The 21471-nt window shown below is 50.7% G+C and carries 37 protein-coding genes and 1 pseudogene; 7 read left to right on the plus strand and 31 right to left on the minus strand.

From position 1 onward, the window contains the following. The first annotated feature begins 53 nt into the window (after window positions 1–53). The 5 genes from LC073_RS18555 to LC073_RS18575 all read left to right on the plus strand — a co-directional run bounded on the left by LC073_RS18555 (window position 54) and on the right by LC073_RS18575 (window position 5028). Window positions 54–656: a hypothetical protein gene (locus tag LC073_RS18555; protein WP_226648811.1), complete on the plus strand. Its 603-nt coding sequence runs from the start codon at window positions 54–56 to the stop codon at window positions 654–656. 46 nt (window positions 657–702) lie between these two features. Continuing rightward, window positions 703–1452 carry a 5-oxoprolinase subunit PxpA gene (pxpA, locus tag LC073_RS18560; protein WP_226648812.1) on the plus strand — a complete coding sequence of 250 codons (750 nt, stop codon included), beginning with the start codon at window positions 703–705 and terminating at the stop codon, window positions 1450–1452. Then, a complete protein-coding gene (pxpB, locus tag LC073_RS18565) occupies window positions 1449–2177 on the plus strand; it encodes a 5-oxoprolinase subunit PxpB (RefSeq protein WP_226648813.1) in 729 nt (242 codons plus the stop codon). The genes pxpA and pxpB overlap by 4 nt, the downstream gene beginning before the upstream one ends. 14 nt (window positions 2178–2191) lie before the next feature. Continuing rightward, window positions 2192–3169 carry a biotin-dependent carboxyltransferase family protein gene (locus tag LC073_RS18570; protein ID WP_226648814.1) on the plus strand — a complete coding sequence of 326 codons (978 nt, stop codon included), beginning with the start codon at window positions 2192–2194 and terminating at the stop codon, window positions 3167–3169. A 404-nt stretch (window positions 3170–3573) separates the two neighbouring features. After that, the gene (locus tag LC073_RS18575) at window positions 3574–5028 is read left to right on the plus strand and encodes a pectinacetylesterase family protein (RefSeq protein WP_226648815.1); all 1455 of its coding nucleotides are present in this window, start codon (window positions 3574–3576) and stop codon (window positions 5026–5028) included. A 56-nt stretch (window positions 5029–5084) separates the two neighbouring features. Here LC073_RS18575 and LC073_RS18580 read toward each other — a convergent pair whose 3' ends face one another. The 30 genes from LC073_RS18580 to rpsJ form a co-directional block, all read right to left on the minus strand. Then, entirely contained in the window at window positions 5085–5720 is a 636-nt protein-coding gene (locus tag LC073_RS18580) for a hypothetical protein (protein ID WP_226648816.1), read from the minus strand. A 163-nt stretch (window positions 5721–5883) separates the two neighbouring features. Next, window positions 5884–6138, minus strand: coding sequence for a YeaC family protein (locus LC073_RS18585; protein ID WP_226648817.1), 255 nt, complete (start codon window positions 6136–6138; stop codon window positions 5884–5886). Window positions 6139–6210: 72 nt separating this feature from the next. Then, window positions 6211–6597, minus strand: a complete 387-nt coding sequence (gene rplQ / locus LC073_RS18590) for a 50S ribosomal protein L17 (protein ID WP_152451171.1) — start codon at window positions 6595–6597, stop codon at window positions 6211–6213. Between the two features lie 123 nt (window positions 6598–6720). Beyond that, entirely contained in the window at window positions 6721–7725 is a 1005-nt protein-coding gene (locus tag LC073_RS18595; protein ID WP_226648818.1) for a DNA-directed RNA polymerase subunit alpha, read from the minus strand. A 44-nt stretch (window positions 7726–7769) separates the two neighbouring features. After that, the gene (gene rpsD / locus LC073_RS18600; protein WP_152451167.1) at window positions 7770–8390 is read right to left on the minus strand and encodes a 30S ribosomal protein S4; all 621 of its coding nucleotides are present in this window, start codon (window positions 8388–8390) and stop codon (window positions 7770–7772) included. A gap of 15 nt (window positions 8391–8405) precedes the next feature. After that, window positions 8406–8795, minus strand: coding sequence for a 30S ribosomal protein S11 (rpsK, locus tag LC073_RS18605; RefSeq protein ID WP_020411406.1), 390 nt, complete (start codon window positions 8793–8795; stop codon window positions 8406–8408). Between the two features lie 89 nt (window positions 8796–8884). Next, window positions 8885–9241, minus strand: a complete 357-nt coding sequence (rpsM, locus tag LC073_RS18610) for a 30S ribosomal protein S13 (RefSeq protein ID WP_152451165.1) — start codon at window positions 9239–9241, stop codon at window positions 8885–8887. Window positions 9242–9589: 348 nt separating this feature from the next. Continuing rightward, the gene (rpmJ, locus tag LC073_RS18615; RefSeq protein WP_010133825.1) at window positions 9590–9706 is read right to left on the minus strand and encodes a 50S ribosomal protein L36; all 117 of its coding nucleotides are present in this window, start codon (window positions 9704–9706) and stop codon (window positions 9590–9592) included. A 41-nt stretch (window positions 9707–9747) separates the two neighbouring features. Then, a complete protein-coding gene (gene secY / locus LC073_RS18620) occupies window positions 9748–11094 on the minus strand; it encodes a preprotein translocase subunit SecY (RefSeq protein WP_226648819.1) in 1347 nt (448 codons plus the stop codon). An 11-nt stretch (window positions 11095–11105) separates the two neighbouring features. Next, window positions 11106–11540, minus strand: coding sequence for a 50S ribosomal protein L15 (rplO, locus tag LC073_RS18625; protein ID WP_226648820.1), 435 nt, complete (start codon window positions 11538–11540; stop codon window positions 11106–11108). A gap of 1 nt (window position 11541) precedes the next feature. Then, complete coding sequence (gene rpmD / locus LC073_RS18630) at window positions 11542–11727, minus strand: 50S ribosomal protein L30 (protein ID WP_020411402.1); 186 nt, start codon at window positions 11725–11727, stop codon at window positions 11542–11544. A 38-nt stretch (window positions 11728–11765) separates the two neighbouring features. After that, a complete protein-coding gene (gene rpsE / locus LC073_RS18635; RefSeq protein WP_152451163.1) occupies window positions 11766–12272 on the minus strand; it encodes a 30S ribosomal protein S5 in 507 nt (168 codons plus the stop codon). 10 nt (window positions 12273–12282) lie between these two features. Continuing rightward, window positions 12283–12633, minus strand: a complete 351-nt coding sequence (gene rplR / locus LC073_RS18640) for a 50S ribosomal protein L18 (RefSeq protein ID WP_226648821.1) — start codon at window positions 12631–12633, stop codon at window positions 12283–12285. Window positions 12634–12646: 13 nt separating this feature from the next. Next, entirely contained in the window at window positions 12647–13180 is a 534-nt protein-coding gene (gene rplF, locus LC073_RS18645) for a 50S ribosomal protein L6 (protein WP_152451159.1), read from the minus strand. A 12-nt stretch (window positions 13181–13192) separates the two neighbouring features. Then, complete coding sequence (rpsH, locus tag LC073_RS18650) at window positions 13193–13585, minus strand: 30S ribosomal protein S8 (RefSeq protein WP_226648822.1); 393 nt, start codon at window positions 13583–13585, stop codon at window positions 13193–13195. 40 nt (window positions 13586–13625) lie between these two features. Next, window positions 13626–13931 (minus strand): 30S ribosomal protein S14, encoded by a 306-nt coding sequence (rpsN, locus tag LC073_RS18655; protein WP_152451155.1) that lies wholly within the window; start codon window positions 13929–13931, stop codon window positions 13626–13628. 9 nt (window positions 13932–13940) lie between these two features. Beyond that, window positions 13941–14480 carry a 50S ribosomal protein L5 gene (rplE, locus tag LC073_RS18660; RefSeq protein WP_226648823.1) on the minus strand — a complete coding sequence of 180 codons (540 nt, stop codon included), beginning with the start codon at window positions 14478–14480 and terminating at the stop codon, window positions 13941–13943. A 31-nt stretch (window positions 14481–14511) separates the two neighbouring features. Then, window positions 14512–14823 carry a 50S ribosomal protein L24 gene (gene rplX, locus LC073_RS18665; protein WP_152451151.1) on the minus strand — a complete coding sequence of 104 codons (312 nt, stop codon included), beginning with the start codon at window positions 14821–14823 and terminating at the stop codon, window positions 14512–14514. 20 nt (window positions 14824–14843) lie between these two features. Then, complete coding sequence (gene rplN, locus LC073_RS18670; RefSeq protein ID WP_020411394.1) at window positions 14844–15212, minus strand: 50S ribosomal protein L14; 369 nt, start codon at window positions 15210–15212, stop codon at window positions 14844–14846. Window positions 15213–15258: 46 nt separating this feature from the next. Continuing rightward, window positions 15259–15522, minus strand: a complete 264-nt coding sequence (rpsQ, locus tag LC073_RS18675; RefSeq protein ID WP_226648824.1) for a 30S ribosomal protein S17 — start codon at window positions 15520–15522, stop codon at window positions 15259–15261. Between the two features lie 2 nt (window positions 15523–15524). After that, window positions 15525–15716: a 50S ribosomal protein L29 gene (rpmC, locus tag LC073_RS18680; RefSeq protein WP_020411392.1), complete on the minus strand. Its 192-nt coding sequence runs from the start codon at window positions 15714–15716 to the stop codon at window positions 15525–15527. Then, on the minus strand, window positions 15716–16129 hold the full coding sequence (rplP, locus tag LC073_RS18685) for a 50S ribosomal protein L16 (protein WP_020411391.1): 414 nt from the start codon (window positions 16127–16129) through the stop codon (window positions 15716–15718). The genes rpmC and rplP overlap by 1 nt, the downstream gene beginning before the upstream one ends. Window positions 16130–16140: 11 nt before the next feature. Then, window positions 16141–16821, minus strand: coding sequence for a 30S ribosomal protein S3 (gene rpsC / locus LC073_RS18690; RefSeq protein WP_152451147.1), 681 nt, complete (start codon window positions 16819–16821; stop codon window positions 16141–16143). Window positions 16822–16840: 19 nt separating this feature from the next. After that, the gene (gene rplV, locus LC073_RS18695) at window positions 16841–17173 is read right to left on the minus strand and encodes a 50S ribosomal protein L22 (RefSeq protein ID WP_020411389.1); all 333 of its coding nucleotides are present in this window, start codon (window positions 17171–17173) and stop codon (window positions 16841–16843) included. A 15-nt stretch (window positions 17174–17188) separates the two neighbouring features. After that, on the minus strand, window positions 17189–17467 hold the full coding sequence (gene rpsS / locus LC073_RS18700; RefSeq protein WP_020411388.1) for a 30S ribosomal protein S19: 279 nt from the start codon (window positions 17465–17467) through the stop codon (window positions 17189–17191). Window positions 17468–17504: 37 nt separating this feature from the next. After that, window positions 17505–18329, minus strand: a complete 825-nt coding sequence (gene rplB, locus LC073_RS18705) for a 50S ribosomal protein L2 (RefSeq protein ID WP_226648825.1) — start codon at window positions 18327–18329, stop codon at window positions 17505–17507. 14 nt (window positions 18330–18343) lie between these two features. Continuing rightward, window positions 18344–18640: a 50S ribosomal protein L23 gene (gene rplW, locus LC073_RS18710; protein ID WP_152451143.1), complete on the minus strand. Its 297-nt coding sequence runs from the start codon at window positions 18638–18640 to the stop codon at window positions 18344–18346. Then, window positions 18637–19251, minus strand: a complete 615-nt coding sequence (rplD, locus tag LC073_RS18715; RefSeq protein WP_226648826.1) for a 50S ribosomal protein L4 — start codon at window positions 19249–19251, stop codon at window positions 18637–18639. Before rplD ends, rplW begins: the two co-directional genes overlap by 4 nt. 18 nt (window positions 19252–19269) lie before the next feature. Next, window positions 19270–19905, minus strand: a complete 636-nt coding sequence (gene rplC / locus LC073_RS18720; protein WP_226648827.1) for a 50S ribosomal protein L3 — start codon at window positions 19903–19905, stop codon at window positions 19270–19272. Between the two features lie 111 nt (window positions 19906–20016). Next, entirely contained in the window at window positions 20017–20328 is a 312-nt protein-coding gene (gene rpsJ, locus LC073_RS18725; RefSeq protein ID WP_010133849.1) for a 30S ribosomal protein S10, read from the minus strand. Window positions 20329–20503: 175 nt separating this feature from the next. Here rpsJ and LC073_RS18730 point away from each other — a divergent pair, with 175 nt between their 5' ends. Beyond that, window positions 20504–20980, plus strand: coding sequence for an aminoacyl-tRNA deacylase (locus tag LC073_RS18730; RefSeq protein WP_226648828.1), 477 nt, complete (start codon window positions 20504–20506; stop codon window positions 20978–20980). A gap of 52 nt (window positions 20981–21032) precedes the next feature. Then, on the plus strand, window positions 21033–21347 hold the full coding sequence (locus LC073_RS18735; protein WP_226648829.1) for a hypothetical protein: 315 nt from the start codon (window positions 21033–21035) through the stop codon (window positions 21345–21347). On the opposite strand, the pseudogene tuf reads toward LC073_RS18735, so the two are convergent. After that, window positions 21337–21471, minus strand: a pseudogene (tuf, locus tag LC073_RS18740) (elongation factor Tu); the annotation flags it as partial. The gene LC073_RS18735 and the pseudogene tuf overlap by 11 nt on opposite strands.

Raw genomic sequence — 21471 nt, forward strand, 5'->3', positions numbered from 1 at the left:
TAGCTCCTATATCAATAAAACCTTCGGATATTTGCCGCAATGGAACGTGGGAAATGATAAAAAAATTAGATCAAGAAAAGTTAAACTTAATTATTGCTCTATGCGCAATGATGGTTTCCATTGCCTCCTTCTATGCAACTTATCTGCAGGCCGAAGCCGCAAATAAACAAGTCAAAATAATGACCATGCCTGTAATTCAATTTTCACAGAGCAATTACGACCTTGAGGATGACAAGCCATCAATTTATTTTGAACTTCACAACGTGGGATCAAGCCCAGCTCTACTGAAGGATTTCAGTATCAACTATGAGCGAACTACCTATCATACCGCCAGAGAATTCCTGAATGCCTGCTGCCAACAGGAATATCAGGAATTTATGAACAAACTGACAAATGTTGAAGATGCCTCCAGTCTAGACAAAGGAAATATACTTACCTCAACATTATCCAATAGTTTAATCCCAGCGAACTCCAAGCGACGAATATTTGCATTATTTTATGGCGAACGATCTTATAATCTATGGAAAAAACTAGATGAAGAAAGAGGAAAAATATCAGTTGCCTTCTGTTTTTGCTCACCCTTGGGTGGATGCTATCACTCAAACAATGAAGGAGCCTCCATGGAAATCGAAGCATGCCCCGCCAGCCTCAATTAAACATTTGTGATTAAACAGCATTTCCTCTTATCACGAGCCTTGACGAATGGAAATCGACATCAACTGTGACCTGGGCGAAGGATTTGATTTGACCAGCTGCGAGAGGGATGCACAAATTATGCCCTTTATCTCCCGCTGCAATATCGCCTGTGGCGGCCATGCTGGAAATCTGGATATTATGCGTCGCTCTATTCACAATGCTCAGCAGCATAATTTAAAAATAGGGGCCCACCCTAGCTATCCAGACCGGGAAAACTTTGGACGCAAATCTGTCACAATCTCACAAAACCAATTGATCGACTCTTTATACACTCAGCTCGAACAGCTGCAAGTCCTTGCAAATGAAGCAGGAACGCAGCTCGACCATTTAAAACTGCACGGCGCTCTATATAACGATGCTGAAGCAGACCAGTTAATAGCAAGAAGAATTATCGCCTTACTCTCTCAAGAATACCCCTCTCTGAAAATTATCGGCCTCGCCAATGGCGCTATGGAAGCCGCCTCAGCCGAGAACAATCGCATTTTTTACCGAGAGGGTTTTATGGATAGGCAATACTTAAATGAAGAAAAACTGGCACCACGCGATCTACCTGGATCAGTACTAAATAATATTGATCACTGCCTCGAAAGAGCTGTCGCCTTGGCAAAAGGCACAGGCATCACAAGCTATCATGGCAGACAGCTAAAATTTTCTGTCGATACTATTTGTTTACATAGTGATAGCCCGGCAGCGGTGCATATCGCAGAGAAACTTGTCAATCACCTGCAGCTTCATGGATTGAGCATACATTCGTGACATTCTCTGAGAAAAAATACCCTCTAAATCTAGACTTTGATGTGTCTACGAATGGTGATAGCGCACTTGATATTCGATTTAGTGCAGAGCCTAGTGCAAACCTCAGCCGCTACATTATTGGGCTACGACAATATATCCTCAGCCATGGTCCAAATGGACTTGCCGACCTGATTCCCGCTTACCAATGCCTAACAATAATTTTTGATCCTAATTTATTTGATGACGAGTCCCTCTCTCAGGAAATTCAGCGGTTAACCCTAAAATTCCTGAAAACCCCAGGAAAAATCAAAACTAAGCCTCATACAATTCGTATTCCTGTGTGCTATGAGTCAATTTTTGCTCCTGATATGACTGCAGTGTGCAAACACACGGGCTTATCACCCGACGAGATAGTCCAGCTACATACAGCAACCTCCTATCTGGTGCATATGCTGGGTTTTTCACCCGGTTTTTTGTATCTGGGTGGCCTTGATTCCAGGCTATACTGCCCTCGAAAAAATAAGCCGAGAGTTCGTATTCCTGCGGGAGCAGTTGGTATTGCTGGTAACCAGACCGGAATTTATCCACAAGCTACGCCGGGGGGATGGCAGATTATAGGGCAAAGCCCCACCCAACTATTTCAGCCTTATAGTAAATTCCCGTTTATTGCTGCCCCTTTGGATATTGTCGAATTCTACCCTATCAATAAATCAGAGTTTGCCGCCATTAGCCAATATAACCATTGATAGATTAGACATTCATGAGTATCTATTTTATTCGGGCCGGACTACAAACCAGCATTCAGGACTATGGCCGTCCTGGCCTGATGCATTACGGGATTTCCCAAGGAGGTGCAGCAGATCTCCTATCAATGAAACTTGCCAACTTGTTATTAGGCAATACACTAAATAATCCAGTAATGGAAATAACTTTAACGGGCCCACTTATTGAGTTCGACTGTGATGTCTCAATAGCCATTACAGGCGCGCGATTCAAAACTCTGCTAAACAACAACCCCATTGAAAACTATAAAGTTATCCAGATTAAAAGCGGGGATATTTTAGAGTTTTCCCATTTGCTCAGCGGTGCCCGGGCATATATAGGTTTATCCGCCACAATCTCTGTCCCGCAAATTCTCAACAGTGCATCCACTCATTTGATCAGTGGCTTTGGCGGACACAAAAGCGGTGCAATTGAACAGGGGGAGAGAGTTCATTTAGAAAATATTCGCATAGCAAAGGAGGCGCAGTTGGAAAGAGAACTTATTCCCAACTATCGACTACGCCCCTTAATAAGAGTTGTCCATGGAGCAGAGAGTCAGCGATTTCCCCAATCTGCATTGGACAATTTTTTTGCTACCACTTTTCAAGTATCCGCCCAGAGTAACCGCATGGGAATTCGCCTGTCGCCATCAATAATACCAGAGCCTGAGGGACTGGAAGATATCTCAGGGGAAATGGTATCTTCTGGGCTTTATCCAGGAAGCATTCAAATACCAAGCAATGGCGAACCTATTATTTCATTTATAGAGGGGCAAACCATCGGCGGCTACCCTCGTCTGGCTCATGTTATTCGAGCCGACCTCCATAGGTTAGGACAACTCAAAGCTCAGGATAAAATAAATTTTCAACTCGTTAGCCCGGCACAGGCAAGGCTAATTTTGCAGAAAAAAAATAAACTTTTAGCGAAACTACAAAACAGAATGGAATCAGAAGCCAGAGAAGCACTCACTATTTAAGAAGGGAGATTCAATTAAAAACATAAAAATTAAAACCATTGAATAACTGTCACCTTATTTTTTTAATTAATCCCCAAGTCAAAATCATTATCTGTGAAAAACTTCGGCATCAATTTCATCGTCTTAAAGCAACCACCAATAAGAACGTCAAATTTATTGGAATATTTTCAATAATTTCGCATTGACCGTGCAGTCCAGGATGACTCGCAAGTTTTGACTCGACTTCAGCTAGACCGAAGGATCATTATTAACTAGTCTTTTTGGGTTTTACCCAAATAGCGATTTGGACGAGTGTCCAACTTAATTGACCCACAGCCATAGGATTGACTTCTATTCCCATACTTGGCGTCTGTAATGCGGCCTGGTCCAGAGAGAAAACACCAATTAAATGAAGGGGATTAATAATGATAAAAATTCTCCGTGGTTTAATAACGGCATTTATTACCAGCTCACTTATTATCGCCTCCTATGCGCAAGCAGAGCCGGGAGATTATAATTTTTGGACCACTTTAAAGCACCTTTTTGACCCTCCAAATGCTGATTCGCCAGTCACCCCAGAGCAGACTCAAGGTATGTACCCTCTGACCATGCACGACCCAGGTTTTAACGATGACTTCGATCCAAAAGATTTTAACACCTGGCAAAAAGTAGATGTTCCTGCCAACACTGGCGCCATTTGCGGCAATGGCTCCCCCTATAAATTTTTCGTTTATCGGGTACCCGATACCAGCAATACCATTTTTTATTTTGAAGGTGGCGGCGCCTGTTGGGACTACGAAAGCTGCTCCGGCCAGGCCGGTATCCGTGGCGCGCGCAATCCTAACGGCATCCCAGATGATTATCTTAGCAATGTACATCTCTTAGATTTCACAAACTTCGATAATCTCACCACCGCAGGTGTCTCTCCTCTTATTTATACCCATCATCCCTATAACCAGTACAAAACTGGCGAATGGAATATGGTGTATGTTCCCTATTGTACCGGTGACATTTATGTTGGCGATAAAACTGAAATATATAAGGATAAGAATGGGCAAAATTCTGATTTGATTTGGCATCACAACGGCTTGCGCAATGTGCAGGCAGTGACTTCCTGGGTGAAGAATAACCTACAAAAACCCAAACAAATGCTTGCTGCCGGTTGTAGTGCAGGCAGCATCGGCGCCCTATTTAATTATTCGAAACTCAGAGAGGACATGAACGTCAACTATGGTTATCTTCTTGACGATTCTGGCCCACTTTATATGGCGCCTATGGACAGCGATAACAGCAGTAAATATCCGTCGCTACCATTGCACAAAGAAGTTCTGACTTCTTGGACAACTTACACCGAGGATGGGGACCCCAATGCAGAAAACCCCATTACGATGCTTAGAAAAATTACTCCGGGATTTGATAGCAACAAACTGGCTTCGCTTTATGGTGCGCTATCCAATAAATTTCCTTCAGACCGTCTGGGCATCACTCACTTCCTAGCAGATGGCAATTTTTCATCTTATTCTTATGAGCGTTTCTACGAGGATATTTATAATGATCCAGACGCTGATTCACGCTTGAGTAAATTGCGTCAACGCTGGCAAAAAGATACCCATGAAAACCTGATTCCGCTTTTGGAGCAGACCAGTAATTGGGGTTATTACTTCCCCATGTTTCGTAACCTAAACGAAAGTCATTGCACAACCATCATTGACCTTCATTACGGTGAAATCGCCGAGCATGGATTGGAATTAAAGGATTTTCTGAACAATATCATCAACTATAACGGTGGCGGCATGATCCGTGCCTACGAGACCGACAAAGAATCCGACTTTGAAAACAACAGCAATTGGTTTTATGACTTAATTGGTCTGTTTATGTAATCAATTTCAGACATAAGACAGTGCCGCTACGAATTAGTAGCAGCACTGTCTACTGATTAAGTACCGTAAACCGTTTCCCGAGCTTCTTGTAAGCGCTGCCGCAAGTATTCCTGCTTATTCATTCCATTGGGGAAAGAAGTCATTTGCTGAACCTCTTCCACTATAGAACGCTCCAAATCTTTATAGGTTGAAAATCCTGGTACCTGGGTATGTGGGTCGTAGCGGCTGATAACCGACTGGGCCTTATCCCGATAGATATTAAATAGTTCTTCTGCACGTTGCTTGAAATCGGCTTCATTAAGACTGTTTTTTTCCAACCAAGCCAGCTTCATCGACAGTGCTTCATAGCCTGTCACTCGCTTTTCCCTTTCTACCTTTTCGATAGCATCCCAGGCCTCTGAACTGGACAAATTCCCAAGGTCTGCAAAATACTCTTTTATTTCCTGTTTTAACTGCTCTCGATCAAGGTATGCTTTAACCCGCGGATGATCCAAGAGTTCCGCCATCTCGGTACTCTCTAACTCTGACCAGGGTATTTTTTCGGAGATATCCTGTGCTAATTGATTGTTTTCCGTTAATGGTTGTATTAACTGCCGAACTTTCGCCACATTTCTTTTGACATCAATGTCGTAATGATCGATGCCGACAACGGCTAAGCTTACTGCACCGGCAAGCAATATCAGTCTTTTCATATTCAGTTACCGAGCAAATTAAAATTTATATGTCGTTATATCGATAACTATATAAGCAGAGAAAATCGGTGGGATGAATGGGAAGGGCGTCCCAGCTGAAGATATATACGCCAATATCTGTCAAAGCAACTGGGAAGCAAAACTAAGAACCAACTGAGAAAGCCTACACCCAGCTCAAAGGCTGTTCATCGCTCTTCTTGGCGGAGCAGGGGTCTTTGGAAGTCTTGGGTGCGACATAGCCTACCTGTTGCTCTTTAGACAGATTACGGGTCTCCCAACTGGCAACTGCCTCGGCACAGAGACTGCGCTGCTCTGCAGTAATAGCAACACCATTGGGCCACTTGCCCAACTCAATAGCTCGCCTCAGGCTGGCGATAATTTGCGGGTTTAGGTTATTTAACAACTGCTCAAAAGACATACAAAATTCTCCCGTATGTACAAAAAAGGCCGGTCATAGACCGGCCTTCCGTAGCAAAATTGCTAGCGCAACTTATGCTTCAGCAGCTTCGTCTTCAACTTGTGGACGATCCACCAGTTCAACGTAAGCCATCGGTGCTTTATCACCTGCGCGGAAACCACACTTCAGGATACGGATATAACCACCTGGGCGAGCTTCGTAACGGGGACCCAGCTCGTCGAACAGCTTGCGCACAGCATCCTTGTCACGGATACGGGCAAAAGCCAGACGACGGTTGGCAACACTGTCCTTCTTGGCCAGGGTAATCAGCGGCTCGGCAACGCGACGCAGCTCCTTGGCTTTTGGCAGTGTAGTTTTGATCAGTTCGTGCTCTACCAGAGAAGCGGTCATGTTCTTGAACATGGCCTTGCGGTGAGCGCTGGTACGGCTGAATTTACGGCCACTATAGCGATGACGCATGACTCAATTCCTTACGACCACAGTTGCTGTCTCAGCAGGTCGTTCTGGAGCGGTGTCGCGCTAAGCCGTGGCACCGCTCGGGTTCTTTCTACTAGTCACGGCATCGCCGCAACTACCAAATGCTTACAGGGGGCTTAATTTGCTATCGCCTTTAAGGCTGGCCGGTGGCCAGTTTTCGAGGCGCATGCCCAGGGACAAACCACGGGAGGCCAGTACGTCCTTGATTTCAGTCAGAGACTTTTTACCAAGGTTCGGGGTCTTGAGCAGCTCCACTTCGGTGCGCTGAATCAGATCACCGATGTAGTAGATATTTTCCGCTTTCAGACAGTTAGCCGAACGTACGGTCAGTTCCAGGTCGTCAACTGGGCGTAGCAATACCGGATCAACTTCTGGCTCTTCCGCCTTCGGTTGTGCGTCCTTCTCACCTTCCAGGTCCACAAATACTGCCAGCTGTTGCTGCAGAATGGTGGCTGCACGGCGAATAGCTTCTTCAGGGTCCAGAGTACCGTTGGTCTCCAGGTCCAGAACCAGCTTGTCCAGATCGGTACGCTGCTCTACACGCGCGCTTTCCACGCTGTAAGAAACGCGGCGAACCGGGCTGTAAGATGCGTCCAGTTGCAGACGGCCAATCGCGCGGCTTTCCTCTTCCTCGTCACGGCGAGCGTCGGCGGGCTGATAGCCACGACCACGCGCAACAGTGAGGCGCAGGTTGAGTTCTACATCACCAGTGATATTGGCGATCACGTGATCAGGATTCACAATCTCGATATCGTGATCTACCTGGATATCTCCAGCAGTCACCGCACCCGGGCCCTTTTTGCTCAGACTCAATATAGCCTGATCCTTGCCGTGCATAACAACCGCGATTTCTTTCAGGTTGAGCAGGATTTCAATAACATCTTCCTGCACACCTTCAATCGCGCTGTACTCGTGCTCGACACCGTCGATTTCTACTTCGGTGACGGCGCAGCCCGGCATGGAGGACAGCAGGATGCGACGCAGCGCATTCCCAAGAGTGTGACCAAAGCCACGCTCCAGGGGCTCCAGAACCACTTTGGCGTGATTCTGATTGTACTCGGTGACGTCAATACGACGCGGTGTCAAAAACTCGTTGACAGCAGTCTGCATAGCCATACCTGTTTACAGTTGCATTCCTTAAAGTGAACTAATTGTTACTTGGAGTACAGTTCCACGATAAGGTTTTCGTTGATCTCTGCCGGCAGATCGACACGATCTGGAATGCGCTTGAAAGTGCCTTCCAGTTTGCTCGCGTTTACGTCTACCCACTCGACATCGCCACGCTGGGCAGCGAGGGAAACGGAATTCTGGATACGCAGCTGCTTCTTGGCTTTTTCACGTACAGCAATTACATCGCCTTCTTTTACTTGGTAAGAAGGAATGTTTACAGTAGTGCCATTTACCAGAATCGCCTTGTGGGAAACCAGCTGACGCGCTTCAGAGCGAGTTGAGCCGAAGCCCATGCGGTAAACCACATTATCCAGGCGCTTTTCCAGGAGTTGCAGCAGGTTTTCACCAGTTGCGCCTTTCAGGCGAGCCGCTTCCTTATAGTAGTTGCGGAACTGCTTTTCCAGTACGCCGTAGATACGACGAACTTTTTGCTTCTCGCGCAGCTGGATGCCGTAGTCGGACAGACGACCGCGACCAGCGCCGTGCTGACCGGGTTTAGATTCTGCGCGACATTTGGAGTCGTGTGGACGTACACCACTCTTCAGCTGCAGGTCAGTCCCTTCGCGACGGGACAGTTTACATTTTGGTCCAATATAACGTGCCATTCTATCAGCCCCCTCTTACACGCGACGTTTCTTGGGTGGACGACATCCGTTATGCGGGATAGGCGTCACGTCGGTGATGTTGGTGATTTTGTAGCCGCAGTTGTTCAGTGCGCGAACAGCAGATTCGCGACCGGGGCCGGGGCCCTTCACTTCTACGTCGAGGTTTTTCAGGCCGTATTCCTGAGCTGCAGTACCTGCGCGCTCAGCGGCAACCTGGGCTGCAAACGGGGTGCTCTTACGTGAGCCACGGAAGCCAGATCCACCTGCGGTGGCCCAGCTGAGGGTATTACCCTGGCGATCAGTGATCGTCACGATCGTGTTGTTGAACGATGCGTGGATGTGGGCAATACCGTCGACAACGGTCTTTTTGACCTTCTTGCGAACAGTAGTTTTTGGCTTAGCCATACCAGTATCCTAAATCCTGTATCAAATCCCCTCGGCTATGCGCCGGACGGGGCTTGTTAAACCGCGATTTCGCGCCTTAAAAATCAGGCTTACTTGCGAATCGGCTTGCGCGGACCCTTACGGGTACGAGCATTGGTCTTGGTGCGCTGACCACGCAGCGGCAAGCTGCGACGGTGACGCAGACCGCGATAGCAACCCAGGTCCATCAAACGCTTGATGTTCATGGAAACTTCACGGCGCAGGTCGCCCTCTACGGTAAGTTTTGCAACTTCACCGCGGATGGTTTCGATCTGCTCTTCAGACAGGTCGCGGATTTTGGTGGATTCAGCGATACCAACCGCTGCCAAAATAGACTTAGCCGTAGTAAGACCTACCCCATAAATGTGGGTCAGGGAGATCACGGCGTGCTTGTGGTCTGGTACATTGACACCAGCAATACGTGCCATAGAGGCATACTCCACGTATTGGGAGCCACTGCTTTATATTAAGTATGTGACTCTGCTTTGATTTCGGCGCTGACAGCGACTAAAAAACCGGCGGCGCCACCAAAAAGGCGCGCAAGAATAGCTTTTCAGACACCAAATTGCAATAGCCCACGCCCACCACGGTCTCCCGCAGCAGATGTGGACGACAGTCAACGCCCCCTATTGGAGGCCCACCCTTTGGACTGACCTCCCACCACAAAGAAATTCTCCATGGTGTTGCTACTTGTTACGGGGCTGCAATAAGTAGCGAATTCTTCCAGCTTCTACAGAGGCGCCCACTGGACGCTCTCTGTAAGGGGCTGGCCCCTATTAGCCTTGACGCTGCTTGTGACGTGGCTCAGCGCTGCAGATTACCCGCAGAACGCCCTTGCGACGTACGATTTTGCAGTTACGGCAGATCTTTTTTACAGAAGCGCGTACTTTCATGACCTTACCTCAATTCAATCAAACTGCGAGCAGGTGACGCACTAGCGACGACCGTAGCTTTGCAGGTTCGCTTTTTTCATCAAGCCTTCGTACTGGTGCGACAGCAGATGCGATTGTACCTGTGCCATAAAGTCCATCACCACTACTACAACGATCAGCAGTGAGGTACCCCCCAGATAGAAGGGAACGTTAAACCCAACTACCAGGAACTGCGGCAGCAGGGATACCAGTGCGATATACACAGCACCTACCAGAGTGAGTCGGGTCAGCACGCTGTCGATATAGCGGGCTGTCTGCTCACCTGGGCGGATACCAGGTACATAGGCACCGGACTTCTTCAGGTTATCTGCAACTTCATTTGGGTTGAACATCAACGCCGTATAGAAGAAACAGAAGAAACCAATCAGCAGTGCGAACAGAATAATGTTCAGCGGCTGCCCTGGTCCCAGCTGCAATGCCATCCACTGCAGGATCTGGGCACCAATACCCTCACCACCCTGGCCAAACCACTGTGCCAGCGTCGCTGGGAACAGCAGAATACTGCTGGCGAAGATCACCGGAATAACACCGGCCATGTTCACCTTCAGAGGCAGATGGCTCGCCTGCGCAGCGGGTGCTGCGGAGTAACGACCGGCCTGACGCCTGGCGTGGTTGATGGTGATTCGGCGCTGGCCGCGCTCCATCACCACAACAAAGAACACCACGGCTAGAGCGATAACACCGATGATCAGCAGCATAAGGATATGCAGCTCACCCTGACGGGCCTGCTCAAACGCCTGGCCGATGGCGCCGGGCAAGCCTGCCACGATACCGGCAAAAATCAGCATGGAAATGCCGTTGCCCACTCCGCGCTCAGTGATCTGCTCACCGAGCCACATCATGAATACGGCACCGGTCACCAGTGACGTTACCGCCACAAAGTAAAAACCAAACGCAGGCTCAGATGAGTATGCCAGGTTTTGCCCTGCCAACCCGAAAGTCATACCGATACCCTGTATCAGGGCCAGCAGTACCGTCAGGTAACGGGTGTACTGGTTGATCTTACGCCTTCCGGCCTCCCCTTCCTTCTTCAGAGCTTCCAGAGAGGGAGTCACCGCACTCATCAACTGCATGATGATGGATGCGGAGATGTAGGGCATGATACCCAGAGCCAGAATACTCATCCTTTCCAGGGCGCCGCCTGAGAACATGTTAAACAGGCCAAGGATGGTTCCCTGATTCTGATTAAACAGGTTTGACAGCTTTTCCGGATCAATGCCGGGCACCGGAATATGTGTTCCCAGACGATAAACTACTATCGCTAGAAACAGAAAACGAAGGCGAGCCCAAAGCTCGCCCAATCCCTTGCTGTTGCCCAGGGGATTTCCACCGGATCCTGGTCGTGCCATTGGCGCCTCGATTAGTCTTCTATTTTACCGCCAGCAGCTTCGATAGCCGCCTTTGCACCCTTGGTCACTCCCAGACCCTTTACGGTAACCGCTTTAGTCAGCTCACCTGAGAGAAACACTTTGGCGCGTTTAATATGGCCGCCGATGATATCGGCATTCTTAAGCGCTGCCAAATCGATTACGTCACTTTCTACCTTGGCCAGCTCTGCCAGACGTACTTCTGCGGTGAAGCGAGAAACACGAGCGGTGAAACCGTACTTAGGTAGACGCTTCTGCAAAGGCATCTGACCGCCTTCGAAGCCCGGACGAACGCTGCCGCCGGAACGCGCTTTTTGACCTTTGTGGCCGCGGCCACCGGTCTTACCTAAACCACTACCAATACCACGGCCAACGCGCTTGGCGCTGTGCTTGTGGCCTTGTGCGGGAGACAGGTCATTCAAACGCATGTTATTCCCCCTCAACCTTAACCAGGTAGTTTACTTTGTTGATCATGCCGCGTACGGAAGGAGTATCTTCCACTTCCACTGTGTGGCCGATGCGGCGCAGGCCCAGACCCGCAACGCACGCCTGATGACTTTTCAGGCGTCCGTTGATGCTTTTGGTCTGGGTGACTTTAATGGTCTTCTTAGCCATGGTCTTAACCCACCAATAACCTTAAATCCGAGCTGTGATTAGCCCAGAATCTCTTCGACTGATTTACCACGCTTGGCTGCAACATCACCTGGGCTCTGCATTTGATCCAGAGCTTTGAAAGTTGCACGCACTACGTTCACCGGGTTGGTGGAGCCGTAACACTTAGCCAATACGTTGTGTACACCGGCCATTTCCAGTACGGAGCGCATGGCACCGCCGGCAATTACACCGGTACCCTGGGAAGCGGGCTGCATGTAAACCTTGGAACCACCGTGACGACCATTGGTAGCGTACTGGATGGTATCACCATTCAGTTCTACCTGGATCATGTTGCGGCGTGCAGCTTCCATCGCTTTCTGAATCGCAACAGGCACTTCACGTGCCTTGCCACGACCGAAACCGATACGGCCGTTGCCGTCGCCAACTACGGTCAGTGCGGTAAAGGCGAAGATACGACCACCTTTAACAGTCTTGGCAACGCGATTGACCTGGACCAGCTTTTCCTGCAGGCCTTCGTCGTTGCTTTTGTCTTTCTCTCTAGCCATAACTCAACCCTTAGAATTTCAGACCGGCTTCGCGGGCAGCGTCAGCCAGAGCCTTAATACGGCCATGGTACTTGAAGCCACTGCGATCGAAGGCAACTACTTCAACACCAGCGGCTTTCGCACGCTCAGCGATCAGTTTGCCAACCGCAGAAGCGGCATCGGCGTTACCGGTTTTACCTTCGCGCAGGTCCTTGTCCAGGGTAGAGGCGGAAGCCAATACCGAGTTGCCTTCGGCAGACAGGATCTGTGCGTAAATGTGACGCGGTGTGCGGTTCACGGTGAGGCGAACGGCGCCCAGCTCACGGATCTTAGCGCGGGCACGACGTGCACGACGCAAGCGAGATGCTTTCTTAACGTTCATATCTATGCCCTATTTACTTCTTCTTGGCCTCTTTGCGATACACGCGTTCATCGGCATAACGGACACCCTTACCTTTGTAGGGCTCCGGCGGACGGAACGCGCGGATCTCAGCGGCCACTTGGCCCAACAGCTGTTTATTGCTGCTCTTGAGTACGATTTCAGTCTGGGATGGAGTTTCCGCAGTCACACCTTCCGGCAACTGATAATCGATCGGATGGGAGAAGCCCAGGGTCAGGTTAACCGTTTTACCGGCGGCTTTCGCACGATAACCTACACCCAGCAACTGCAACTTCTTCTCGAAGCCAGCGCTTACGCCTATCACCATGTTGTTAACCAGTGCACGGGTGGTACCCGCAAGAGCTCTGGCTTGCTTGGAGTTATTGCGCGCGGCAAAAGTCAGCTGGCTGTCAGCCTGGCCAACTTCTACATCACCGTGAATAACCATATCCAGGTTACCACTACCGCCTTTAACAGCGATGTTTTGACCTTTAAGGTCAACGGTAACACCTGCGGGGATAACTACCGGACTATTTGCTACTCGAGACATTGCGACCCCCGCTTAGAATACGGTGCAAAGCACTTCACCACCGACACCGGCCTGACGCGCAGCGCGATCAGTCATCACACCATTGGAGGTGGAAACGATCGCGATACCCAGACCACCGCGCACGGTTGGCAGAGCTTTTTTACCAGTGTAAGCGCGCAAACCCGGACGGGAAACGCGGTTCAGCTCGGCGATAACCGGTTTACCCTGGAAGTATTTCAGGGCAATGGTCAACTCCGGCTTACTACTTTCGCTTACATTCAAATCAGTAACATAACCTTCGTCTTTCAGGACTTTAGCTACAGCTACTTTCAGTTTGGATGAAGGCATGGTGACTTCCGCTTTTCCGCGTGCCAGGGCATTGCGGATGCGAGTCAGCATATCTGCCAACGGATCTTGCATACTCATTTTATGAGACTCCTCAAATCTGCCTTAAACCAGCTGGTAATTACCAGCTGGACTTCACGAGGCCAGGAACATCACCACGCATAGCGGCTTCACGCAATTTGTTACGGCACAGGCCGAACTTGCGGTAAACGGCGTGGGGGCGACCAGTGATACGACAGCGACGTTGCTGACGTACCGGGCTTGCATCGCGCGGCATTTTTTGCAGCTTGAGTTGAGCCTCCCACTGCTCCTCTTCGGAAGCAGTGGCACTGGCGATGATCGCCTTCAGCTCTTGACGCTTTTCAGCGTACTTAGCTGCGGTTCGAGCGCGTTTGTTTTCACGCGCAATCATGGATTTCTTCGCCATGGAATCCTCTTATCCCTTGAAAGGGAAGTTGAACGCTTTCAGCAGCGCGCGACCTTGATCGTCGCTTGCAGCTGTAGTGGTAATACAAATATCCAGACCGCGGAGCTTGTCTACTTTGTCGTAGTCAATTTCCGGGAAGATGATTTGCTCGGTCACGCCCATAGAGAAGTTACCGCGGCCATCGAACTGCTTCGGGCTAATGCCACGGAAGTCGCGGATACGCGGAATCGCGATGTCAACCAAACGCTCCAGGAACTCATACATGCGCTCACCGCGCAGAGTTACCTTGCAGCCGATCGGCCAACCGTCGCGAATCTTAAAGCCCGCAATAGACTTGCGTGCTTTAGTAACGATGGGCTTTTGACCAGTAATTGCTGTCATATCACTGACAGCGTGCTCCAGCACCTTTTTATCACCAATCGCTTCACCAACACCCATGTTGATGGTGATCTTGGTGATGCGCGGCACTGCCATCACATTCTCGAGACCCAGCTCTTCTTTAAGCTTGGGCGCGAGTTCCTTAGTGTAGAGCTCTTTAAGCTTTGCCATGATCTACCAACCTGCTTTTGCGTCAAGAGCCTTAGATGGCTTCGCCGCTGGATTTGAAGACGCGAATCTTAGTGCCGTCTTCCAGTACTTTAAAGCCCACCCGGTCAGCCTTCTGGGTGTTAGGGTTGAAGATGGCTACGTTGGAAGCTTGAATAGCAGCTTCTTTCTCAACGATGCCACCAGCAATGCCCAGCTGGGGATTTGGCTTTTGGTGTTTCTTGATCATCTGTATGCCGGAAACAATCAGGCGGCCGTCGTTCAGTACTTTACGTACTGAACCACGTTTGCCCTTGTCGCGACCGGCGATAACGATCACTTCATCGTCACGCTTGATCTTGCGCATAACTCTTCTCCGCTCGAGGCTTAGATAACTTCGGGGGCGAGCGAGATGATCTTCATGAACTTCTCACCGCGCAGTTCGCGAGTTACCGGACCAAAAATACGGGTGCCAACCGGCGCCAATTGCTGGTTCAGCAGTACCGCTGCGTTATCGTCAAATTTAATCAGGGAACCGTCGTTACGGCGCACACCTTTTTTGGTGCGAACCACAACAGCGTTCATTACCTGACCTTTCTTTACTTTACCGCGGGGAATGGCTTCCTTAACGGTCACCTTGATAATGTCGCCCACGCCGGCATAACGACGATGGGAGCCGCCCAGCACCTTGATGCACATGACGCGGCGAGCCCCACTGTTGTCAGCTACTTCTAAGTAGGATTCCGCTTGAATCATTGTCTCTCTCCGAAACCTTTCAATTCGGCAGTCAATGCGCTAGGGGTTATACCTTCGCCGCACGCTCTACAATTTTCTGCAAGGACCAGGACTTGCTCTTGGACAGCGGACGAGATTCCTCGATGGTTACAACATCGCCGATGTTGCACTCATTGTTCTCGTCATGTGCCTTGAGCTTGGTGGACTTGCTCACAATTTTGCCGTAGATCGGGTGCTTAACACGGCGCTCGATCAAAACGGTGATGGTTTTATCCATCTTGTCACTCACAACCTTACCGGTCAGAGTACGCTTCAGTTTTGCTTCAGCCATGATTAGTTACCTGCCTTCTCGGTCAACACAGTCTTTATGCGAGCAATGTCGCGACGAGTCTGCTTCAGCAGATGAGTCTGAGCCAGCTGACCGGTGGACTTTTGCATACGAAGCTTAAATTGAGCTTCGAGCTGGTTCAGCAGTTCCTGGTTCAGCTCTTCAACTGACTTTTCGCGTAGATCTGCAGTCTTCATTACATCACCGAACGCTTAACGAAAGTTGTTTTTACAGGCAGCTTGGCCGCAGCAAGTGCGAAAGCCTCACGAGCCAGCTCTTCGGACACACCCTCCATTTCATAGAGGACTTTGCCCGGCTGGATCTGAGCTACCCAGTATTCAACGCCACCTTTACCTTTACCCATACGGACTTCGAGGGGCTTATTGGTAATTGGCTTGTCCGGAAACACGCGAATCCAGATTTTACCGCCACGTTTAACGTGACGAGTCATTGCGCGACGAGCCGCTTCGATCTGGCGCGCAGTAATGCGACCGCGACCGATGGCCTTCAGGCCAAACTCGCCAAAGCTCACTTTAGAGCCGCGCTGAGAAAGACCGCGGTTGCGACCCTTCTGTACCTTGCGGAATTTTGTACGCTTTGGTTGCAGCATCTGCGTACCCCTTATTTAGCAGCTTTCTTGCGGGTCTTAGCCGGCTTCTCATCGGGCATTTCGTCACCGATGACTTCGCCTTTAAAGATCCACACCTTGATACCGATGATGCCGTAGGTAGTCATCGCTTCAGCAGTGGCGTAGTCGATGTTGGCACGCAGGGTGTGCAGAGGCACACGACCTTCGCGGTACCATTCGGTACGTGCGATTTCCGCACCACCGAGACGACCACTTACCTGAATCTTGATACCTTCAGCGCCCTGACGCATAGCGTTCTGCACGGCACGCTTCATAGCGCGACGGAACATAACGCGGCGTTCCAGCTGCTGGGCAACGTTCTGGCCAACCAGAGCGGCGTCCATATCAGGCTTGCGCACTTCTTCGATATCGATGTGCACAGGTACGCCCATCTGCGCACTTACGTCGTTGCGCAGACGTTCTACGTCTTCACCTTTTTTACCGATCACGATGCCCGGACGCGCAGTGTGAATAGTCACACGAGCGGTGTTCGCCGGACGTTCGATCTCGATGCGGCTCACGGAAGCGTGGGCCAGTTTTTTGCGAATGTATTCGCGAACTTTCAGATCCGTGTACAGCTTGTCTGCGTACTCGTCGCTGCCGGCATACCAAACAGAGGTATGCTTTTTAACGATACCCAGACGAATGCCGGTAGGATGTACTTTTTGTCCCATGGTTTTCTCGCCTGTTCTCTTATTTCTCGGCCACTTTCACAGTGATGTGACAAGTACGCTTAAGAATGCGATCTGCACGACCTTTCGCACGCGGTTTAATGCGCTTCATGGTCATACCTTCGTCCACAAAAATTGTGGAAACCTTCAGCTCGTCAACGTCAGCACCTTCGTTGTGCTCGGCATTGGCAATGGCCGACTCCAGTACTTTCTTGACGATCGCTGCACCCTTTTTATTGCTAAATGCAAGAATATCCAGGGCTTCTTCAACGCCTTTGCCGCGAACCTGATCAGCTACCAGTCGCGCCTTTTGCGCCGATAGACGTGCGCCGCGTAATTTTGCTGCTACTTCCATCTTTTTAACCTCGGCTTAGCGCTTCTTCGCTTTCTTGTCCGCAGCATGACCGCGGTAAGTGCGGGTAGCAGCGAACTCGCCCAGTTTGTGGCCAACCATTTCTTCGTTAACCAAAACGGGCACGTGTTGACGACCGTTGTGCACGGCAATCGTCAGTCCAACCATTTCCGGCATAATCATGGAACGGCGGGACCAGGTTTTAATCGGTCGACGATCGTTTGCTTCAATCGCCGCCTCCACCTTCTTGATCAAATGAAGATCAATAAAGGGACCTTTCTTTAATGAGCGTGGCACTGTCGATTCCTCTCTAGCTGCTCAGACACCGCGCGGCTTACTTGCCGCGGCGACGTACTATCATCTTATCGGTGCGCTTGTTCTTGCGCGTTTTCTTACCCTTGGTCGGAACGCCCCATGGAGTAACCGGGTGACGACCACCAGAGGTGCGACCTTCACCACCACCATGCGGGTGATCTACCGGGTTCATCGCCACACCGCGAACGGTAGGACGAACACCGCGCCAGCGAGTAGCACCGGCTTTACCCAGCTTACGCAGGCTGTGCTCGGAGTTACTTACTTCGCCCAGTGTTGCGCGACACTCGGTGAGAACCTTGCGCATTTCGCCGGAACGCAGACGAATAGTCGCGTACTGGCCTTCACGGGCTACCAGCTGTACGGATGCGCCAGCGGAACGAGCCAACTGAGCACCTTTGCCAGGCTTCAGCTCGATGCCGTGAATAACAGCACCCACCGGTACATTGCGCAGAGGCAGGGTGTTGCCCACTACAATCGGTGCGGCATCGCCGGACTGAATAGTGGCACCAACCTTGAGGCCTTTCGGTGCGATAATGTAACGACGTTCACCATCGGCGTAGCAAACCAGAGCGATGTGCGCGCTGCGGTTAGGATCGTACTCCAGACGCTCAACTTTAGCCGGAATTCCGTCTTTATTGCGCTTGAAGTCGATTACGCGATAGTGCTGCTTGTGACCACCACCAATGTGGCGAGTGGTGATACGACCATTGTTGTTACGGCCACCGGTTTTGCTCTTGCTCTCTACCAGAGGAGCATAAGGAGCACCCTTGTGCAGGTCGGGGTTAACAACCTTAACCAGGTGACGACGGCCGGCGGAGGTCGGTTTTGTTTTTACAATTGCCATTGTAACAGTCCCCTTTACTCAGCAGCTTCAAAGTTGATGTCGCTGCCTTCGGCCAGGCGAACGTAGGCTTTTTTCCAATCGCTGCGACGGCCCATGCCGTAGCGGGTGCGCTTGGTTTTGCCTTTTACGTTCACGGTGCGAACCTGCTCAACAGAAACGTTAAACAGTTTTTCAACCGCGGCCTTGATCTCAGCTTTTTCGGCATCGGTGGAAACCTTGAAAACTACCTGGTTGGCGCTATCGGCCAGCACAGCAGCTTTTTCGGAAATTACCGGGCCCAGCAGTACTTTGTAGAGTCGCTCTTGGTTCATCCCAGCACCTCTTCAATTTTCTTGAGCGCAGAAACGGTAACCACGACCTTATCAAAGCGAATCAGGCTTACTGGATCGATCGCCTGCACATCGCGAACATCGATTTTGTGCAAGTTACGAGCGGCCAGGTACAGGTTTTCGCTAACCTCTTCAGTCACGATCAGCGCTTCAGCGAGATCGAACTGAGCCAATTTGCTTACCAGTTGCTTGGTCTTGGGCGCGTCCACATCGAAGGACTCAACCACCACCAAACGCTCCTGACGAGCCAGCTCAGACAGGATGCAGCGCAGTGCAGCGCGGTACATCTTTTTGTTCAGCTTAACGCTGTGATCACGCGGCTCAGCGGCGAAAGTTACACCACCGGAACGCCACAGCGGGCTGCGGATAGTACCGGCACGCGCGCGGCCAGTACCTTTTTGGCGCCAGGGCTTTTTACCGCCACCGGAAACATCAGAACGGTTCTTCTGCGCCTTGGTACCCTGACGAGCGCCAGCCATATAGGCGACAACTGCCTGGTGTACCAGATCTTGGTTGAACTCACGTCCGAAAGTCACTTCAGAGACAGCTACTGTGCCTTTAGCGCCTTCGGGAGTAGCGATATTCAGTTCCATATCTAATTCCCCTCAGACTTAGGCTTTTACTGCCGGACGAACGATAACGTTGCCACCGGGAGCACCGGGAACAGCGCCTTTAACCAGCAGCAGGTTGCGTTCGGCATCAACACGAACTACTTCCAGGTTCTGCACGGTTACACGCTCAGCACCCATGTGTCCGGCCATTTTCTTGCCTTTCCATACGCGGCCAGGAGTCTGGCACTGACCGATAGAACCGGGAGCGCGGTGAGACAGAGAGTTACCGTGGGTTGCGTCCTGAGTGCGGAAATTCCAGCGCTTAATGCCACCCTGGAAACCTTTACCCTTGGAAGTGCCGGTTACGTCGATCTTCTGGCCAGCTTCGAAGCTGCTAACAGTGATCTCAGAACCGATTTCGAAAGTCTCTTCAGAACCGTCAGTGCGCAGCTCGAAAAGATTAGTGCCAGCCTCTACATTGGCTTTGGCGAAGTGGCCCGCTTCGGGCTTGGAGACACGGGAAGCCTTACGGGTACCCACTGCTACTTGAACAGCGGCATAGCCATCGGTTTCCACGGTTTTCACTTGAGTGACGCGATTCGGAGCAACCTCAACAACGGTTACCGGAATGGATACGCCATCTTCCGTGAAGATGCGAGTCATGCCGCTCTTGCGGCCGACAATACCTATAGTCATCTTATTAACCTCTCAGTGCACGGGGCTTTAACCCACTGCGGCCGCCCAGTTTCAGAGCGTTACACTACCCAGACCTTTTTCGCCTGGGGTTCGGTAGTTAGTTAAAAGTGTTTAGCCGAGACTAATTTGGACCTCAACACCGGCCGCCAGATCGAGCTTCATCAGCGCGTCGACGGTTTTCTCGGTAGGCTCAACGATGTCCAGCAAACGCTTGTGAGTACGGATCTCATACTGGTCGCGAGCGTCTTTGTTAACGTGCGGGGAAATCAGTACGGTGTACTTCTCTTTGCGAGTCGGCAGCGGGATTGGACCGCGAACTTGCGCGCCAGTGCGCTTAGCCGTCTCTACGATCTCCTGGGTAGACGCGTCGATCAGCTTGTGGTCGAACGCCTTCAGGCGAATTCGGATACGTTGACCCTGCATGGAATCAAACTCCAACTTATGAACTAAAGAACGTCCTTTCTCGCAGCCCCGAGGGCGGGCGAAAAGGAGCGCGAATTCTACGAGGCGCGCAAGAGGCTGTCAACTGTACAGCCTGATCAAATTTCAATCTGCTCAAACTACAATGGAGTACCTTAAGTAAAACGAGGGTACAGCCATGACTATTGCCGCAAGATTGAGTCAATACTTGAACGACCAATCGGTCGATTACCACCTGATACAGCATCCCCACACCCGAACCAGCCGCGAGAGCGCCCACTCTGCCCATGTTCGTGAGGACCAGGTAGCCAAAGCCATCCTGCTGCGGGATAAGGAAGGCTTTGTAATGGTGGTTATTCCCGCCAGCAGCAGCCTGGATCTGCGTGCAGTACACATGGAAACCGGCCGCAACAGCCTGGAGATGGTCGCCGAGAATGAATTGGGGTCAATTTTCCCCGACTGCGAACTGGGCGCCCTACCCCCGGTCGGACAAGCCTATGGCATTACCACCCTGCTAGACAGCGGGCTCAGCCGCTGTGAGACGATCTTTTTTGAGGCGGGAGACCACGAAGAGCTGGTGGAAATGAATGGACCACAATTCAATAAACTGTTTGCCGGATGCCGAAGTGCCGACCTCAGCAAAGACTGGCCATAAGCAGTTTTGAGCTCGAAATAGCTCCCTTACAGCAAAGGAGCCCACTTGTAGAATGACCCTGTGGTACTCCACAAATCGAGTATCACAGGGTTCGGTATCAATAAAGAGAGCCTTTAAAAAAACAACCCGATATATTCACGCAACGAAATTCTTATACACCAGAGATCCGCCTCTGGATGCCTCACAGCAGCAATTGCCGCATCACTGCGCCCAAGTAAATCCAGAGTTAGCACAGGATCCCAACAGCCAGTTAGTGCGCCAAGAGATCGACGATAAAAAAGAGGAAGGGAAAATCTCAGGCAAAAAAAAACCGCAGCGCGTCCGCTGCGGTTCTTTATTTAGATCAGGAGTAACGATTACTCAATGATCTTGGCAACAACGCCCGCACCTACGGTACGACCACCTTCGCGGATAGCGAAGCGCAGGCCGTCTTCCATGGCGATCGGAGCGATCAGGGTAACAACCATTTGAATGTTGTCGCCCGGCATTAC

This window comes from Microbulbifer variabilis (assembly GCF_020524905.1).
GTDB lineage: Bacteria > Pseudomonadota > Gammaproteobacteria > Pseudomonadales > Cellvibrionaceae > Microbulbifer > Microbulbifer variabilis_A.

Bases quoted from the DNA above. Each gene is read 5' to 3' on its own strand.
- rpmD (WP_020411402.1), bottom strand. From the start codon at position 11,727: ATGGCTAAGAAGACCATTAAAGTCACCCAGACCAAAAGCATCAACGGA.
- rpsM (WP_152451165.1), bottom strand. From the start codon at position 9,241: ATGGCACGTATTGCTGGTGTCAATGTACCAGACCACAAGCACGCCGTG.
- rpsQ (WP_226648824.1), bottom strand. From the start codon at position 15,522: ATGGCTGAAGCAAAACTGAAGCGTACTCTGACCGGTAAGGTTGTGAGT.
- LC073_RS18575 (WP_226648815.1), top strand. From the start codon at position 3,574: ATGATAAAAATTCTCCGTGGTTTAATAACGGCATTTATTACCAGCTCA.
- rplR (WP_226648821.1), bottom strand. From the start codon at position 12,633: ATGAACGTTAAGAAAGCATCTCGCTTGCGTCGTGCACGTCGTGCCCGC.
- LC073_RS18730 (WP_226648828.1), top strand. From the start codon at position 20,504: ATGACTATTGCCGCAAGATTGAGTCAATACTTGAACGACCAATCGGTC.
- rplF (WP_152451159.1), bottom strand. From the start codon at position 13,180: ATGTCTCGAGTAGCAAATAGTCCGGTAGTTATCCCCGCAGGTGTTACC.
- rpsK (WP_020411406.1), bottom strand. From the start codon at position 8,795: ATGGCTAAGCCAAAAACTACTGTTCGCAAGAAGGTCAAAAAGACCGTT.
- rpsJ (WP_010133849.1), bottom strand. From the start codon at position 20,328: ATGCAGGGTCAACGTATCCGAATTCGCCTGAAGGCGTTCGACCACAAG.
- rplB (WP_226648825.1), bottom strand. From the start codon at position 18,329: ATGGCAATTGTAAAAACAAAACCGACCTCCGCCGGCCGTCGTCACCTG.
- LC073_RS18580 (WP_226648816.1), bottom strand. From the start codon at position 5,720: ATGAAAAGACTGATATTGCTTGCCGGTGCAGTAAGCTTAGCCGTTGTC.
- rplW (WP_152451143.1), bottom strand. From the start codon at position 18,640: ATGAACCAAGAGCGACTCTACAAAGTACTGCTGGGCCCGGTAATTTCC.
- LC073_RS18570 (WP_226648814.1), top strand. From the start codon at position 2,192: ATGAGTATCTATTTTATTCGGGCCGGACTACAAACCAGCATTCAGGAC.
- rplE (WP_226648823.1), bottom strand. From the start codon at position 14,480: ATGGCAAAGCTTAAAGAGCTCTACACTAAGGAACTCGCGCCCAAGCTT.
- LC073_RS18585 (WP_226648817.1), bottom strand. From the start codon at position 6,138: ATGTCTTTTGAGCAGTTGTTAAATAACCTAAACCCGCAAATTATCGCC.
- LC073_RS18555 (WP_226648811.1), top strand. From the start codon at position 54: ATGATAAAAAAATTAGATCAAGAAAAGTTAAACTTAATTATTGCTCTA.
- pxpA (WP_226648812.1), top strand. From the start codon at position 703: ATGGAAATCGACATCAACTGTGACCTGGGCGAAGGATTTGATTTGACC.
- rpmJ (WP_010133825.1), bottom strand. From the start codon at position 9,706: ATGAAAGTACGCGCTTCTGTAAAAAAGATCTGCCGTAACTGCAAAATC.
- rpsD (WP_152451167.1), bottom strand. From the start codon at position 8,390: ATGGCACGTTATATTGGACCAAAATGTAAACTGTCCCGTCGCGAAGGG.
- rplN (WP_020411394.1), bottom strand. From the start codon at position 15,212: ATGATTCAAGCGGAATCCTACTTAGAAGTAGCTGACAACAGTGGGGCT.
- rpsE (WP_152451163.1), bottom strand. From the start codon at position 12,272: ATGGCTAGAGAGAAAGACAAAAGCAACGACGAAGGCCTGCAGGAAAAG.
- secY (WP_226648819.1), bottom strand. From the start codon at position 11,094: ATGGCACGACCAGGATCCGGTGGAAATCCCCTGGGCAACAGCAAGGGA.
- LC073_RS18595 (WP_226648818.1), bottom strand. From the start codon at position 7,725: ATGCAGACTGCTGTCAACGAGTTTTTGACACCGCGTCGTATTGACGTC.
- rpmC (WP_020411392.1), bottom strand. From the start codon at position 15,716: ATGAAGACTGCAGATCTACGCGAAAAGTCAGTTGAAGAGCTGAACCAG.
- rplP (WP_020411391.1), bottom strand. From the start codon at position 16,129: ATGCTGCAACCAAAGCGTACAAAATTCCGCAAGGTACAGAAGGGTCGC.
- rplO (WP_226648820.1), bottom strand. From the start codon at position 11,540: ATGCGTTTGAATGACCTGTCTCCCGCACAAGGCCACAAGCACAGCGCC.
- rplC (WP_226648827.1), bottom strand. From the start codon at position 19,905: ATGACTATAGGTATTGTCGGCCGCAAGAGCGGCATGACTCGCATCTTC.
- rpsC (WP_152451147.1), bottom strand. From the start codon at position 16,821: ATGGGACAAAAAGTACATCCTACCGGCATTCGTCTGGGTATCGTTAAA.
- rplV (WP_020411389.1), bottom strand. From the start codon at position 17,173: ATGGAAGTAGCAGCAAAATTACGCGGCGCACGTCTATCGGCGCAAAAG.
- rplQ (WP_152451171.1), bottom strand. From the start codon at position 6,597: ATGCGTCATCGCTATAGTGGCCGTAAATTCAGCCGTACCAGCGCTCAC.
- rplD (WP_226648826.1), bottom strand. From the start codon at position 19,251: ATGGAACTGAATATCGCTACTCCCGAAGGCGCTAAAGGCACAGTAGCT.
- rpsH (WP_226648822.1), bottom strand. From the start codon at position 13,585: ATGAGTATGCAAGATCCGTTGGCAGATATGCTGACTCGCATCCGCAAT.
- LC073_RS18735 (WP_226648829.1), top strand. From the start codon at position 21,033: ATGACCCTGTGGTACTCCACAAATCGAGTATCACAGGGTTCGGTATCA.
- rpsN (WP_152451155.1), bottom strand. From the start codon at position 13,931: ATGGCGAAGAAATCCATGATTGCGCGTGAAAACAAACGCGCTCGAACC.
- rplX (WP_152451151.1), bottom strand. From the start codon at position 14,823: ATGCGCAAGATCAAGCGTGACGATGAAGTGATCGTTATCGCCGGTCGC.